The sequence below is a fragment of the Methylobacterium sp. CM6246 genome (genome assembly GCF_054818005.1).
This window is the reverse complement of record NZ_JBTXKY010000001.1, coordinates 3068406-3081209: the sequence shown is the minus strand read 5'-3', so window position 1 is coordinate 3081209 and position 12804 is coordinate 3068406. Positions and strand designations below refer to the sequence as shown.

Genomic DNA, 12804 nt, shown 5'->3' with positions numbered 1-12804 from the left:
CGGCATCGGGGGTTATGGCATTGGCCGGCGACGAAGAATCCTACGTGTACGACGAGGCCACGGGCGAGTGGCTCCCGCCTGGCCAGGCCGCCGCGGCGCCGGCCCGGGCCGAGGCCCGCGACGCGGCCGGCAACGTCCTGGCCGACGGCGACGCGGTCACGCTGATCAAGGACCTCAAGGTCAAGGGCGCGAACCAGACCCTGAAGCAGGGCACGGTCATCCGGTCGATCCGGCTCACGGACGATCCCGAAGAGATCGATTGCCGCCACGACACGATCAAGGGGCTCGTCCTGCGCACCGAGTTCGTGCGCAAGCGCTGAGCCCATCCGGAGGAGACGGCGGCGGAGAAATTCTACCGCTTGCGCGTCTCTTCCTGCGGCAGGTGCCGCCCGTAGGTTTCCTGCTTCTCGGCCCGTTCCTGGATCAGGTTGGCATAGGCCTGCCGCATCTCCGGGGAGACGCTGACGCTCTTGCCCTTGGTGGGCTTGCGCTTGGGCGCCTTCTTGAAGGTGTTGCTCGTCTCGCTCATGCCGGGCTCCGCGTCGGACCATGGCGGCGGCGCGCGGCCGGCAGGAGGTCCGAGACGATTCGGAATCCGGGCCGGCCCGCGAGGCCGGACCCCTGCCCTCTAGCGCATCGCGCGGCCGCGTGCACGGGCCTGCGGGGCGGTTCGAACAGATTCCGCGCACGCGCCCGGTCTGGCGCGCGCGCGGAGGCTCTGCCAAGGTTGCCGCGGTGCAAGGTTACCGCGGTGTGTGTCGAGGGCGGCGATGGCTTCGCGCGGGGCAGGATACGATCCGGGTCCGGAGACGCCCCCGTGGGGCCGGTGGACGATGCCTCTGCTGGCGGCCCTGCTGCTCGCGGGCCTGACGGCGCCGGCGTTCGCCCAGGATCGCCCGGTGCCGACCCGGCCGGCCCAGCCCGTTCCGAAGGCTGCCCCCCCTGCCCGCCTGCCCGATCCCGCCTTCGAGGCGACCAGGGTCGCGTTCGAGGCGCTGCCCGAGGCGGAGCGCAAGGCGGTCCAGGACGCGCTGGTCTGGACCGGTGATTTCAACGCCGTGGTCTCGGGGGCGTTCGGGCGCCGGACCTTCGACGCGCTGACGGCCTACCGCGCCCGGGCCGGCGGGGCCGATCCCCTGGAGCCGCGCGGCCGGGCGGCGCTGCTGGCGGCGGGCGCGGCGGCCAAGGCGGCGGCGCGCTTCCGGGTCGCCGTCGATCCGGCGAGCGGTGCGATGATGGGCGTGCCCGAGCGCCTGTTCTCGAAGCGCACGGCCCTGCAGGCCGGCACCCGCTGGCAGAGCGCGGACGGGCGCGTGACCCTGGAATCCCGTGCCATCCCGCCCGGGGGCGAGACCCTGGACGGCCTGTTCGACCAGCTGACCGCGCCGCTGCCCGCCCGCAAGGTCACCTACAAGCTGCGCCGGCCGGACTCCCTGGTGGTCACCGCCGAGACCGGAACCGGCCTGTCCTACGTTCGGTACGATGCCGGGCCGCAGGGCGTGCGCGGCTTCCTGATCGGGTACGACCGGGCGCTCGCCGCGGAGGTCGGCCGTCTGGTGATCGCGGTGGCCAACGCCTTCGAGCCGTTCCCGACGGCTGCCGCCCCCGAGCCCGCGAAGGTCGCCGCGGACCTGCCGCCGGCATCCGCCGCGGCGGTGCCGCCCACGAGCGCCGCCGGCGCGGAGGCCGGGACCGGACTTGTGATCGCGCCGGGGCGCGTCCTCACCGCCGCTTCGGTGCTGGAGGGGTGCCCCGCGCCGCGCGTCGGGGCGGTACCCGCCCGGGTGATCGCGACCGACCCGGCCGGGCTCGCCCTGCTCGAGGCGGCGGGCATCCCGGCCCCGATCCGGGTGCCGGTCTGGACCGATACGCTCGCCGCCGAAGAGGTTCTGATCGCGTTGGCCCCGGGCTCGGACGGGGTTCTGGCCGCGCCAGCCACGGCCGTAGCCGGCGGCGTGATCGCGCCGCTCCAGCCGGGCTCCGCGGGAGCGCCTTTGCTCGACCGGTCGGGGCGGCTCGTCGGGCTCGTCGCCCGCTATCCGGCGGCGGTGCGGCGTGTCGCCGGCATCGTGCCGCCCGCGCGCCTGGCCCTGGTGCCGGCCCAAGCGATCGCGGCGTTCCTGGCCGGCCAGGGTGTGGCCGAGGCGAAGCCGGCCCCGAATTCCGGGCCCGGCGCGGTGGCCCCGGCCATCGTCGGGATCAGCTGTCGATAGGGCCCGCCTCGCGGACCGGGGAACGTTCCCCGATCCATGAAGCGGGCACGCTGCTTCGGACGCGCCCGCCGAACCGGAGACGCTTCGGCGGGGCTGCGTCCGAGGGGCGCTTACAGGCGGCCGGTCACCAGCAGCACGATCAGCACGATGAGCAGGATGCCGCCGAGGCCGAAGCCCGGGCCGCGATAGGCGCCGCCGCCCAGGAAGCCGCCGCCGCCGAAGGCCAGGATGATCAGGATGATGAGGAGAATGGTAACGAGGGACATAAACAGGCTCTCCGGACGGTCGCTGTTGTTGCGAGCGTGACCGTTGAAACGCTGCGACAATCCGTTCCGTTCAACGCCGGACCGCACTTTTGCGGGGATATTCGCCGGTTGACGCGGTAGATCTCAGGCGTGCCAATCCGGCAACACATCCTGCGGTGCCGCGAGCCAGTCCGGGACCGGCAGGCCGCGCTCGGTCAGGAAGGCCGGATTGAACAATTTCGAGGCGTAGCGCGCCGCCCCGTCGCACAGGATCGTCGCCACCGTGTGGCCGGGACCGAGCTCCCGGGCCAGCCGGATCGCCCCGGCGACGTTGATGCCGGACGAGCCGCCGAGCGACAGCCCCTCCTCCCGCATAAGGCCGAAGACGATGTCCAGCGCCTCGCGGTCCGGGATCCGGAAGGCGTGGTCCGGGGTGAAGCCCTCAAGGTTGCGGGTGATGCGGCCCTGGCCGATCCCCTCGGTGATCGACGAGCCCTCCGCCTTCAGGGTGCCGGTGGTGTAGTGGGCGTAGAGGGCCGATCCCTCCGGGTCGGAGAGCGCGATGCGCACGCCCGGGCTCCGGGCCCGCAGGGCCGCCGCGGTGCCGGCCAGCGTCCCGCCGGTCCCGGCCGCGCAGACGAAGCCGTCGACGCGGCCGCCGGTCTGCTCCCAGATCTCGGGCCCGGTCCCGTCCACGTGGGCCTGCCGGTTGGCGACGTTGTCGAACTGGTCGGCGAAGAACGCCCCGTTCGGCTCCGTGGCGGCAAGCTTGTCCGCCAGCCGGCGGGCGACGTGGACGTAGTTGTTCGGGTTGGAAAACGGCACCGCCGGGACTTCCACGAGGCGGGCGCCGGCGAGCCGCAGGGTCTGCTTCTTCTCCTCGGACTGGGTGACCGGGATGACGATCAGCGTCCGGTAGCCACGCACGGAGGCCACCAGGGCGAGGCCGATGCCGGTATTGCCTGCGGTGCCCTCCACAATGGTGCCGCCCGGCCGGATCAACCCCTTCGCCTCGGCATCCTGCACGATGGACAGCGCCGCCCGGTCCTTCACCGACAGGCCGGGATTCAGGAACTCGGCCTTACCAAGGATCTCGCAGCCGGTCTCCGCGGAAGCCCGGCGCAGGCGGATCAGCGGCGTCTGGCCGACCGCGGAGAGGACATCGGACTGGGCGGTGCGATTCAGGGTCGTCATGGGCGGGAGCCTAGGTGGATGTGCAGCGTCTGACGAGGTTCACCCGAACACATGCCCCCCGTTGATCCGCAGGCCCACCGGGTGGCCGGCCGGATGGCGGATGCCGTCGAAATCCTCCACCGCCAGGACCCGCCCCTCGGTATCGACCACCTCGATGCGCTGGCGGCCCTGGCTGCGGTAGGAGCTGCGCACGGTGCCGGACAGGTGCGCCGCCTCGAACTCGGCGAGCTGCAACTGCCACGGCCGGACGTAGAGCTTGACCGGGCCGATGATCCCGGCCGGCGCGGCGACGGGCGTCTCGCGGCCACGCACCAGGACACGGCCGCCCTCCGCGAGGGCTTCCACCTCGACGTGATCGCCCAAAAACTTCATCACGGTCGCGGAGGCCGGGTGCTCCTGGACCTCGTCCGGGGTGCCGACCTGCTCGAGGCGGCCGCGGTCGAGCACGGCGACCCGGTCCGACAGCTCCAGGGCCTCGTCCTGGTCGTGAGTGACGAAGATCGTGGTCTGGCCGGTGCGGTCGTGGATCTCGCGCAGCCAGCGGCGCAGGTCCTTGCGGACCTGGGCATCCAGCGCGCCGAAGGGCTCGTCCAGCAGCAGGACCCGCGGCTCGACGGCGAGCGCGCGCGCGAGCGCCACCCGCTGGCGCTGGCCGCCGGAGAGTTGCGACGGGAAGCGGTCGCCGAAGCCCGAGAGCCGGATCAGGTCGAGCAGGTCGCCGACCCGGCGCTTGATCTCAGGCTTGGCCGGCCGCTCGGCCCGGCGCCGCGCGTTCAGCCCGTACGCGATGTTGTCGGCCACGCTCATGTGCTTGAACAGGGCGTAGTGCTGGAACACGAAGCCCACCGCCCGCTCCTGCACGGCAAGCCCCGTGGCGTCGTCGTCGCCGAACAGGATCCGGCCCCGGTCCGGCGCGTCGAGCCCGGCGATGATCCGCAGCAGGGTCGTCTTGCCCGAGCCCGAGGGGCCGAGCAGGCCGAGCAGCTCCCCCGCCCGCACGTCGATCGACAGGTCGTGCAGCACCGCGGCCGTGTCGAAGGTCTTCGAGACGTTCTCGACCCGGATCGCCGTCGAGGGACGGTCAGTGGGCGCGGCCGTGCGCAAGGTCGCCCGCGAAGCGCCATTCGAGGAAGGATTTGAGGACGAGGGTGATGAGGGCAAGGACGGCGAGGAGCGAAGCGACGGCGAAGGCGGCGACGAAGTTGTACTCATTGTAGAGGATCTCCACGTGGAGTGGGATGGTGTTGGTCAGGCCGCGGATGTGGCCGGACACCACCGACACCGCCCCGAATTCGCCCATCGCCCGGGCATTGCAGAGGAGCACGCTGTAGAGCAGGCCCCAGCGGATGTTGGGCAGCGTCACCGTGCGGAACGCGTGCAGGCCCGAGGCGCCGAGCGTCAGCGCGGCCTCCTCCTCCGCGGAACCCTGTTCCTGCATCAGCGGGATCAGCTCGCGGGCCACGAACGGGAAGGTGACGAACACCGTGGCGAGCACGATCCCCGGCAGGGCGAACAGCACCTGGAACCCGTGGTCCATGAGCCAGGTGCCGAACAGGCCCTGCGAGCCGAACAGCAGCACGTAGATCAGCCCAGAGACCACCGGCGAGACCGAGAACGGCAGGTCGATCAGGGTGATCAGCAGCGACTTGCCGGGGAACTCGAACTTGGCGATCGCCCAGGAGGCCGCCAGGCCGAACACCACGTTGAACGGCACCGCGATCGCCGCCACCGTCAGGGTCAGGCGGATCGCGCTCCAGGCATCCGGCTCCCGGAACGCCGCCAGGAAGGCATCGAGCCCCTTCGAGAGCGCCTGGGTGAACACCGCGAGCAGCGGCAGCACCAGGAACAGCGCCAGGAAGGTGATCGCGATCCCGATCAGGACGAGCCGGGTTCCGGCGCCCTCCGAGGCGACGGGCTCCGCCCGCGTGGCCGGCGCGACGGTCGGGGAGAAGATCTCAGACATAGCCGAAGCGCCTCCGGCTCCAGGCCTGGATCAGGTTGATGGCGAGCAGGGTCAGGAACGAGATGCCCAGCATGATCGTGGCGATGGCCGCCGCGCCGCCGTAGTCGAACTCGGACAGCTTGATCACGATCAGCAGCGGCGCGATCTCCGAGACGTAGGGCAGGTTGCCGGCGATGAAGATGATCGAGCCGTATTCGCCGACCCCCCGGGCGAAGGCCAGGGCGAACCCGGTGAGCACAGCCGGGATCAGCGGCGGCAGCACCACCCGGGTCAGGGTCCCGAGCCGGGTGGCGCCCAGGGTGGCGGAGGCCTCCTCGATCTCCTTGTCGATCTCGGCGATCAGCGGCTGCACGGTCCGCACCGCGAAGGGCAGCCCGATGAACACCATGGCGATGAAGATCCCCACCGGCGTGTAGGCCGCCTGGATGCCGAGACGGGCGAGCGGCGCGCCGAGCAGCCCGTCCGGCGCGTAGAGCGCGGCGAGCGCGATGCCGGCCACGGCGGTCGGCAGGGCGAAGGGCAGGTCGACCGCCGCGTCGACGATCTTCCGGCCCGGGAAGCGGTAGCGGGTCAGGACCCAGGCGACCAGGAAGCCGAACACCGAGGCGGTGAGCGCCGCGACCGCGGAGACGCCGAAGCTGAGCTTCAGGGCGCTGGCCACCCGCGGATCGGTGGCCACGTACCAGATCCCCGAGAGCCCGAGGCCGGACGCCTTGGCGACGAGCCCGGCGAGCGGCAGGAGCACTACGAGCCCGAGGCAGGTCAGCGTGTAGCCGAAGCTGAGCCCGAAGCCCGGGATCACGCTGGGACGGCGGAAGGTCCGTTTGCGACGCGGTGTCTCGACCATGGTTCCCGCCTCAGCGGCCGGCCCGGCTCAACCGGTCGAACAGGCCGCCGGCGTCGAAGTTCCGCTTCTGGATCTCGTCCCAGGACCCCTGCATGTCCTCGATCTTGAACAGCTTGATTTCGGGGAGCTGGGCGTGGTCGGCCGGCGCCGCCGCCTCGCGGCGGATCGGGCGGTAATGGTGCTTGGCGAAGATCGCCTGCGCGCGGTCGCTGTAGAGGAAATCGAGATAGGCCTGGGCGGCCTTGGTGGTGCCCTTGCGCTCGGCGTTCACCGCCACGAGGGCCACCGGCGGCTCGGCGTAGATCGAGGTCGGTGGCGAGACGATGTCGAACTTGTCGGCGCCGAACTCCTGCAGCACCAAGTAGGCCTCGTTCTCCCAGGTCGGCAGCACGTCGCCGAGCCCGCGCTGCGCGAAGGTTACGGTCGAGCCGCGCGCCCCGGTGTCGAGCACGGGCACGTTCTTGTAGATCTGGCCCACGAAGGCATCCGCCTTGGCGGTGTCCTTGTCCTGGCCGTAGGCGTAGCCCCAGGCGGCCAGGAAGTTCCAGCGTCCGCCGGCCGAGGTCTTCGGGTTGGGGGTGATCACCTTCACGTCGGGCTTGGTCAGGTCGGCCCAGTCCTTCACGCCCTTCGGGTTGCCCTTGCGGACCAGGAACACCACCGTCGAGGTGTAGGGCACGGCCTCGTTCGGGAGCTTGCTGCGCCAGTCGTCGGGGATCTTGCGGGTGAGCTTGGCGATGGCGTCGATGTCCGACGGGATGCCCAGCGTGACGACGTCGGCGTCGACGCCGTCGATCACAGTCCGGGCCTGTGCACCCGAGCCGCCATGCGAGGCGCGCACGGTGATCGCCTCGCCGGTCTTGGCCTTCCACGCCTCGGCGAAGACCGCGTTGATCTCGCGATAGAGTTCCCGGGTCGGGTCGTAGGAGACGTTCAGCAGTGCGGTCTCGGCGTTTGCCGGCAGGAGCCCGCTCAGCAGGCCGGCGCCGACCAGCATCGAGAGGCCGAGCGCGCCCACAGCCCGGTTCCGTGCCGCACCGTTCTTCGTCACGTCGATTCTCCCCGCCGGCCACGGTTGCGCTGTAAAAAGGCGCACGCCAGGGACCCTGGATCGTTCGTTTTACCGAACGAAGTCAAGCCAGGCGGCGGCTCTCGCATCGTCGTGCGCTTGAAGCAGGATCGGCGGAATTCCCGGAAACACAAGCGTGTCCGAGTTCGCCCCTCGGCGGAGCACATGGATCTTCTCCCGCAGAATGCGCAGGGAGAAGAATGTCGCCACAGGAGTAAGTTTCATAGAAAGAACGACTTGGTGTGCGCTGACGCACCTGCCGCGTGCTGCCGTCTGGGCCCGCGCGCCTCCGCGATCCGAAGTTGGGCGCCGCTTACGGCTTCGCTTTACCGAGCTGCTTCACCAGGGCTTCGAGGCGCTGGTCGATCGGCGCAGCGAACGTGTCGGCGTAGACCGAGCGCAGGTTCTGGCCGAGATGCCGCCGCACGCTCGGGCTGAGCGGGGCCACGGTGGAGGAGGCGGTCTCTTCGGAGGGGCGCTCCGGATACGACTTCGTCATGATCCCGAGGCTCCCGTGTGTCCCGCCCTGAGAATGGCAAAGCTTGGTTAAGAGACCGTCACGGATGGCCGATGTCCGCGCTCGGAACTGGCCACGCCGGGGGCACGTTGCCGCCCATGACCCCTCGCGCAGATCGGATTCACCCTTTGTCCCGCTCGATGTCCCTGACCCTCTCGGCATTCCTGATGGTGGCCGCGACGGCTGCGCCTGCCCTGGCCCAGACCAAGCCCGGCGAGATCAAGGGCATCGACGCCATGGGCGACAAGTCGCGCAGCGCCCAGGATGGCTGGAGCCAAGCCCCCGTTCCCCGCGAGCAGTCGGCCGCCAAGGACGCGCCGAACCCGGGTGGCCACTCCATCGACGAGAACGCCAAGCGGCCCGTCCCCGGCGCCAACACCGGCGGGTCTTCGGCGACGGAGCCGCAGGCACCGCTGGACCACCGCACCGGCGGCCCCTCCGGCACGAACCCGGCCGCGCCCTCGAAGTGAGAAAGTCCAACGCGCGCAAGGCGATGGTGCCGAATTCAAGGGGCCGATCAACTTAAAACATCAGCGGGCTGTGTCACGCAACCACACTTGCCTCGTGCACGCTTTTTTGGGACACACTGGAATTATACCAGATCGCCTTTAAGGAGCGGAGATGACGGTCCAGGTCTCTAGGCGTGGCCTGCTCAAAGGGGCCGGCGCCGGCCTCGCGGGCGGCTCGCTCGGCGCACTCGGCTTCGGCGGCCTCCAGCCGGCCATGGCCGCCGCAGTGCGGCCGTTCAAGCTCGCGCAGATGCGCGAGACCCGCAACACGTGCCCGTACTGCTCGGTGGCGTGCGGCGTCATCCTGTACAGCCTCGGCGACCGCTCGAAGAACGCGCGCTCCTCGGTGATGCATGTCGAAGGCGACCCCGATCACCCGGTCAACCGCGGCACCCTCTGCCCGAAGGGCTCGGCGCTGCTCGACTTCGTGCATTCGGAGACCCGCACGAAGTACCCGCTCTACCGCGCCCCGGGCACGTCCGCGTTCAAGCGCGTCTCCTGGGACTTCGCCCTCGACCGGATCGCCACCCTCCTCAAGGAGGATCGGGACAAGAACTTCCTGGCCAAGAACGAAGAGCTCACGGTCAACCGCTGGACCACGACGGGCTTCCTCGGCGCCTCGGCCACCACCAACGAGACGGCCTGGCTGACCTACAAGACAGTCCGCAGCATGGGGGCCCTGGTCTTCGATAATCAGGCCAGGGTTTGACACGGTCCGTCGGTCGCCAGTTTGGCGCCCTCCTTCGGACGCGGTGCGATGACCAACCTCTGGATGGACATCAAGCACGCGGACGTGATTACCGTGATGGGCGGCAATGCCGCCGAAGCGCATCCGTGCGGATTCAAGTGGGTCGTCGAGGCGAAGGCCCATAACAACGCCAAGCTCATCGTCGTCGACCCGCGCTTCACCCGCACGGCGTCGGTGGCCGATCTCTACTGCCCGATCCGGCAGGGGACCGACATCGCGTTCCTGTCCGGCGTCGCGAAGTACCTGATCGACAACGACAAGCTGCAGCACCGCTACGTCGCGGCCTATTCCAACGCGGGCTACGTCGTCCGCGAGGGCTACGATTTCAGCGAGGGCCTGTTCGCCGGCTACGACGCCGACAAGCGCGACTACGACAAGACCACCTGGGACTACGAGATCGGTCCCGATGGCTACGCCGTGGTCGACGAGACGATGCAGCATCCGCGCTGCGTCATGCAGCTCCTGAAGAAGCACATCGCCATCTACACGCCCGAGATGGTGGAGCGGATCTGCGGCTCGCCGAAGGAGACCTTCCTGAAGGTCTGCGAGCTGATGGCGACCACGTCGTCCCCTGAGCGGACGATGGCCTCGCTCTACGCGCTCGGCTGGACGCACCACTCCAAGGGCTCGCAGAACATCCGCTCGATGTGCATCGTCCAGACGTTGCTCGGCAACATCGGCATGCTCGGCGGCGGGATGCAGGCGTTGCGCGGTCACTCCAACATCCAGGGGCTGACCGATCTCGGGCTGATGTCGAACCTCATCCCGGGTTATCTCAACCTGCCCGTGGAGAAGGAGCCGGATTACGCGAGCTACATGGCCAAACGGCAGTTCAAGCCGCTGCGCCCGGGGCAGACCAGCTACTGGCAGAACTACAACAAGTTCTTCGTCTCGTTCCAGAAGATGATGTGGGGCGACAAGGCGACGAAGGAGAACGACTGGGCCTACGATTACCTGCCCAAGCTCGACGTGCCGACCTACGACGTGATCCGTGGGTTCGAGCTCGCCAAGCAGGGCAAGATGACGGGCTACATCATCCAGGGCTTCAACCCCCTGCTGTCGTTCCCGAACCGCGCCAAGATGACGGAAGCCTTCTCCAAGATGAAGTTCATCGTGGTGATGGATCCGCTCAAGACGGAGACCGCCCGGTTCTGGGAGAACCACGGCGAGTACAACGACGTCGACCCGACCAAGATCCAGACCGAGGTGTTCGAGCTGCCGACCACCCTGTTCGCGGAGGAGGAGGGCTCGCTGTCGAACTCCAGCCGCTGGCTCCAGTGGCACTGGCAGGCCCAGGAGGCTCCGGGCGAGTGCCGCTCGGACATCGAGATCATGTCGGAGATCTTCCTCCGCGTGAAGGCGGCCTACAAAAAGGACGGCGGCGCGTTCCCGGACCCGATCGTCAACCTGAAATGGGACTATGCCATCGCCGAGTCGCCGACGCCGACCGAGCTCGCCCGCGAGCTGAACGGCTACACGGTGGCGCCGACGCCCGACCTCAACGGGACGGTCATGCCGGCGGGCCGGCAGCTCGACGGCTTCGCCCAGCTCAAGGACGACGGCACGACCGCCTGCGGGTGCTGGATCTACTCGGGCTGCTACACCGAGAAGGGCAACACCATGGCCCGCCGGGACAACACCGATCCCGGCGACCGCGGCATCGCGCCGAACTGGGCCTTCGCGTGGCCGGCCAACCGGCGCGTGCTCTACAACCGGGCGTCCTGCGACCCGGAGGGCAAGCCCTGGTCGGAGAAGAAGAAGCTCATCGAGTGGAACGGCAAGCAGTGGATCGGCTTCGACGTCCCGGATTACGGCGTGACCGTCGCCCCCGATAAGGGCGTCGGCCCGTTCATCCTGAACCAGGAGGGTGTCGCCCGCCTGTGGACCCGGGGGCTCATGCGCGACGGGCCGTTCCCGACGCACTACGAGCCGTTCGAGTCGCCGATGGCCAACATCCCGTTCCCGAAGATCAAGGGCGCCCCGGCGGCCCGGATCTTCAAGGACGACCTGGCCGATCTCGGCGACGCGACCGAGTTCCCCTACGCGGCGACGAGCTACCGCCTGACCGAGCACTTCCACGGCTGGACCAAGCACGCCCGGATCAACGCGATCCTCCAGCCGGAGGCCTTCGTGGAGATCTCGGAAGAGCTCGCGAAGGAGAAGGGCATCGCCAAGGGCGGCTGGGTCCGCGTCTGGTCGAAGCGCGGCTCGCTCAAGGCCAAGGCGGTGGTGACGAAGCGGATCAAGCCGCTGATCTGCGACGGCAAGCCCGTCCACGTCGTCGGCATCCCGCAGCACTGGGGCTTCATGGGCCTGACGAAGAAAGGATGGCACCCGAACTCGCTGACGCCCGTGGTGGGTGACGCGAACACCGAGACGCCGGAGTTCAAGGCCTGGCTCGTGAATATCGAGCCGACCACGCCGCCGTCCGACGCGGTCGCCTGAGGGGAGCTGACAGCATGGCCGATTACAGCTCCCTCGATATCCGCCAGCGCTCCGCCTCCACGGAGACGCCGCCGGATATCCGCCGCCAGGTGGAGGTCGCCAAGCTCATCGACGTGTCGAAATGCATCGGCTGCAAGGCCTGCCAATCGGCTTGCGAGGAGTGGAACGACCTGCGCGACGACATCGGGATCAACCGCGGTGTCTATGACAACCCCCACGACCTCACCCCGAAGTCGTGGACCCTCATGCGGTTCACCGAGTACGAGAACCCGGAGACCCAGAACCTCGAATGGCTGATCCGCAAGGACGGCTGCATGCACTGCACCGAGCCGGGCTGCCTCAAGGCCTGCCCGTCCCCCGGGGCGATCGTGCAGTACTCCAACGGCATCGTCGACTTCATCGAGGAGAACTGCATCGGCTGCGGCTACTGCGTGAAGGGATGCCCGTTCAACATCCCGCGCATCAGCCAGACCGACCACAAGGCGTACAAGTGCACCTTGTGCTCGGACCGGGTCGCGGTGGGTCAGGCCCCGGCCTGCGCCAAGGCGTGCCCGACCGGCTCGATCATGTTCGGCACCAAGCAGGCGATGATCGAGCAGGCCGAGAGCCGCGTCGAGGACCTGAAGTCGCGCGGCTTCGAGCATGCCGGCCTCTACGACCCGGCCGGCGTTGGCGGCACGCACGTCATGTACGTGCTGCACCACGCCGACCAGCCGAGCCTCTATGCCGGGCTGCCGAACGACCCGAAGATCTCGCCGCTGGTGGCCTTCTGGAAGGGCGGCGCCAAGGTGTTCGGGCTCGCCGCGATGGGCTTTGCCGCAGTTGCGGGCTTCTTCCACTACGTGACGGCCGGCCCGAACGAAGTCGTGCCGGAAGAAGAGGAAGAGGCGGTCGAGTACGACGAGGCCAAGCGCCGCGGCGAGACCGGCGGCGGCGAGGCTCGGCCGCACTAGACGCGACGGTCTCCCTCCCCCCCCTGCGGGGGAGGGTGGCCCCCGAAAGGGGGTCGGGAGAGGGGAGCGACGGTGCAGGATGGGCGTTGCCCGTCATGCCG

The 12804-nt window shown here is 69.3% G+C and carries 13 protein-coding genes; 5 read left to right on the top strand and 8 right to left on the bottom strand.

Features of this window, described 5'->3' with window-relative positions; genetic code table 11:
• Window positions 1-14 precede the first annotated feature (14 nt).
• A complete protein-coding gene (locus ACYQPG_RS15125) occupies window positions 15-320 on the top strand; it encodes an alkylphosphonate utilization protein (RefSeq protein ID WP_419829727.1) in 306 nt (101 codons plus the stop codon).
• A 32-nt stretch (window positions 321-352) separates the two neighbouring features.
• Here the strand turns inward: ACYQPG_RS15125 and ACYQPG_RS15120 are convergent, their stop codons facing one another.
• Window positions 353-529, bottom strand: a complete 177-nt coding sequence (locus ACYQPG_RS15120) for a hypothetical protein (RefSeq protein ID WP_187193595.1) — start codon at window positions 527-529, stop codon at window positions 353-355.
• A gap of 304 nt (window positions 530-833) precedes the next feature.
• Between ACYQPG_RS15120 and ACYQPG_RS15115 the strand changes: the two genes are divergently transcribed.
• Entirely contained in the window at window positions 834-2213 is a 1380-nt protein-coding gene (locus ACYQPG_RS15115; RefSeq protein WP_419829726.1) for a trypsin-like peptidase domain-containing protein, read from the top strand.
• Between the two features lie 110 nt (window positions 2214-2323).
• On the opposite strand, the gene ACYQPG_RS15110 is transcribed toward ACYQPG_RS15115, so the two are convergent.
• From ACYQPG_RS15110 to ACYQPG_RS15080, 7 genes are all read right to left on the bottom strand, one after another.
• Window positions 2324-2479, bottom strand: coding sequence for a hypothetical protein (locus ACYQPG_RS15110; RefSeq protein ID WP_007563230.1), 156 nt, complete (start codon window positions 2477-2479; stop codon window positions 2324-2326).
• 123 nt (window positions 2480-2602) lie between these two features.
• Window positions 2603-3652, bottom strand: a complete 1050-nt coding sequence (locus ACYQPG_RS15105; RefSeq protein ID WP_419829725.1) for a cysteine synthase A — start codon at window positions 3650-3652, stop codon at window positions 2603-2605.
• Between the two features lie 39 nt (window positions 3653-3691).
• Entirely contained in the window at window positions 3692-4756 is a 1065-nt protein-coding gene (locus ACYQPG_RS15100) for a sulfate/molybdate ABC transporter ATP-binding protein (protein WP_246692708.1), read from the bottom strand.
• The gene (gene cysW / locus ACYQPG_RS15095; RefSeq protein ID WP_419829724.1) at window positions 4734-5615 is read right to left on the bottom strand and encodes a sulfate ABC transporter permease subunit CysW; all 882 of its coding nucleotides are present in this window, start codon (window positions 5613-5615) and stop codon (window positions 4734-4736) included. Before cysW ends, ACYQPG_RS15100 begins: the two co-directional genes overlap by 23 nt.
• On the bottom strand, window positions 5608-6462 hold the full coding sequence (gene cysT / locus ACYQPG_RS15090; RefSeq protein WP_147939412.1) for a sulfate ABC transporter permease subunit CysT: 855 nt from the start codon (window positions 6460-6462) through the stop codon (window positions 5608-5610). The genes cysW and cysT overlap by 8 nt, the downstream gene beginning before the upstream one ends.
• A gap of 10 nt (window positions 6463-6472) precedes the next feature.
• Entirely contained in the window at window positions 6473-7459 is a 987-nt protein-coding gene (locus tag ACYQPG_RS15085) for a sulfate ABC transporter substrate-binding protein (RefSeq protein ID WP_461232469.1), read from the bottom strand.
• Window positions 7460-7844: 385 nt separating this feature from the next.
• Window positions 7845-8030 carry a hypothetical protein gene (locus tag ACYQPG_RS15080; protein ID WP_147939411.1) on the bottom strand — a complete coding sequence of 62 codons (186 nt, stop codon included), beginning with the start codon at window positions 8028-8030 and terminating at the stop codon, window positions 7845-7847.
• Between the two features lie 146 nt (window positions 8031-8176).
• On the opposite strand from ACYQPG_RS15080, the gene ACYQPG_RS15075 reads away from it, so the two are divergent.
• The 3 genes from ACYQPG_RS15075 to fdxH all read left to right on the top strand — a co-directional run bounded on the left by ACYQPG_RS15075 (window position 8177) and on the right by fdxH (window position 12703).
• Window positions 8177-8518: a hypothetical protein gene (locus ACYQPG_RS15075; RefSeq protein WP_147908862.1), complete on the top strand. Its 342-nt coding sequence runs from the start codon at window positions 8177-8179 to the stop codon at window positions 8516-8518.
• 151 nt (window positions 8519-8669) lie between these two features.
• Window positions 8670-11750, top strand: coding sequence for a formate dehydrogenase-N subunit alpha (gene fdnG, locus ACYQPG_RS15070; RefSeq protein WP_419829723.1), 3081 nt, complete (start codon window positions 8670-8672; stop codon window positions 11748-11750).
• Between the two features lie 14 nt (window positions 11751-11764).
• Complete coding sequence (gene fdxH / locus ACYQPG_RS15065) at window positions 11765-12703, top strand: formate dehydrogenase subunit beta (protein WP_147908864.1); 939 nt, start codon at window positions 11765-11767, stop codon at window positions 12701-12703.
• Window positions 12704-12804: the final 101 nt, after the last annotated feature.

Bases quoted from the DNA above. Each gene is read 5' to 3' on its own strand.
- ACYQPG_RS15125 (WP_419829727.1), top strand. From the start codon at position 15: ATGGCATTGGCCGGCGACGAAGAATCCTACGTGTACGACGAGGCCACG.
- ACYQPG_RS15120 (WP_187193595.1), bottom strand. From the start codon at position 529: ATGAGCGAGACGAGCAACACCTTCAAGAAGGCGCCCAAGCGCAAGCCC.
- ACYQPG_RS15115 (WP_419829726.1), top strand. From the start codon at position 834: ATGCCTCTGCTGGCGGCCCTGCTGCTCGCGGGCCTGACGGCGCCGGCG.
- ACYQPG_RS15110 (WP_007563230.1), bottom strand. From the start codon at position 2,479: ATGTCCCTCGTTACCATTCTCCTCATCATCCTGATCATCCTGGCCTTC.
- ACYQPG_RS15105 (WP_419829725.1), bottom strand. From the start codon at position 3,652: ATGACGACCCTGAATCGCACCGCCCAGTCCGATGTCCTCTCCGCGGTC.
- cysW (WP_419829724.1), bottom strand. From the start codon at position 5,615: ATGTCTGAGATCTTCTCCCCGACCGTCGCGCCGGCCACGCGGGCGGAG.
- cysT (WP_147939412.1), bottom strand. From the start codon at position 6,462: ATGGTCGAGACACCGCGTCGCAAACGGACCTTCCGCCGTCCCAGCGTG.
- ACYQPG_RS15085 (WP_461232469.1), bottom strand. From the start codon at position 7,459: ATGCTGGTCGGCGCCGGCCTGCTGAGCGGGCTCCTGCCGGCAAACGCC.
- ACYQPG_RS15080 (WP_147939411.1), bottom strand. From the start codon at position 8,030: ATGACGAAGTCGTATCCGGAGCGCCCCTCCGAAGAGACCGCCTCCTCC.
- fdxH (WP_147908864.1), top strand. From the start codon at position 11,765: ATGGCCGATTACAGCTCCCTCGATATCCGCCAGCGCTCCGCCTCCACG.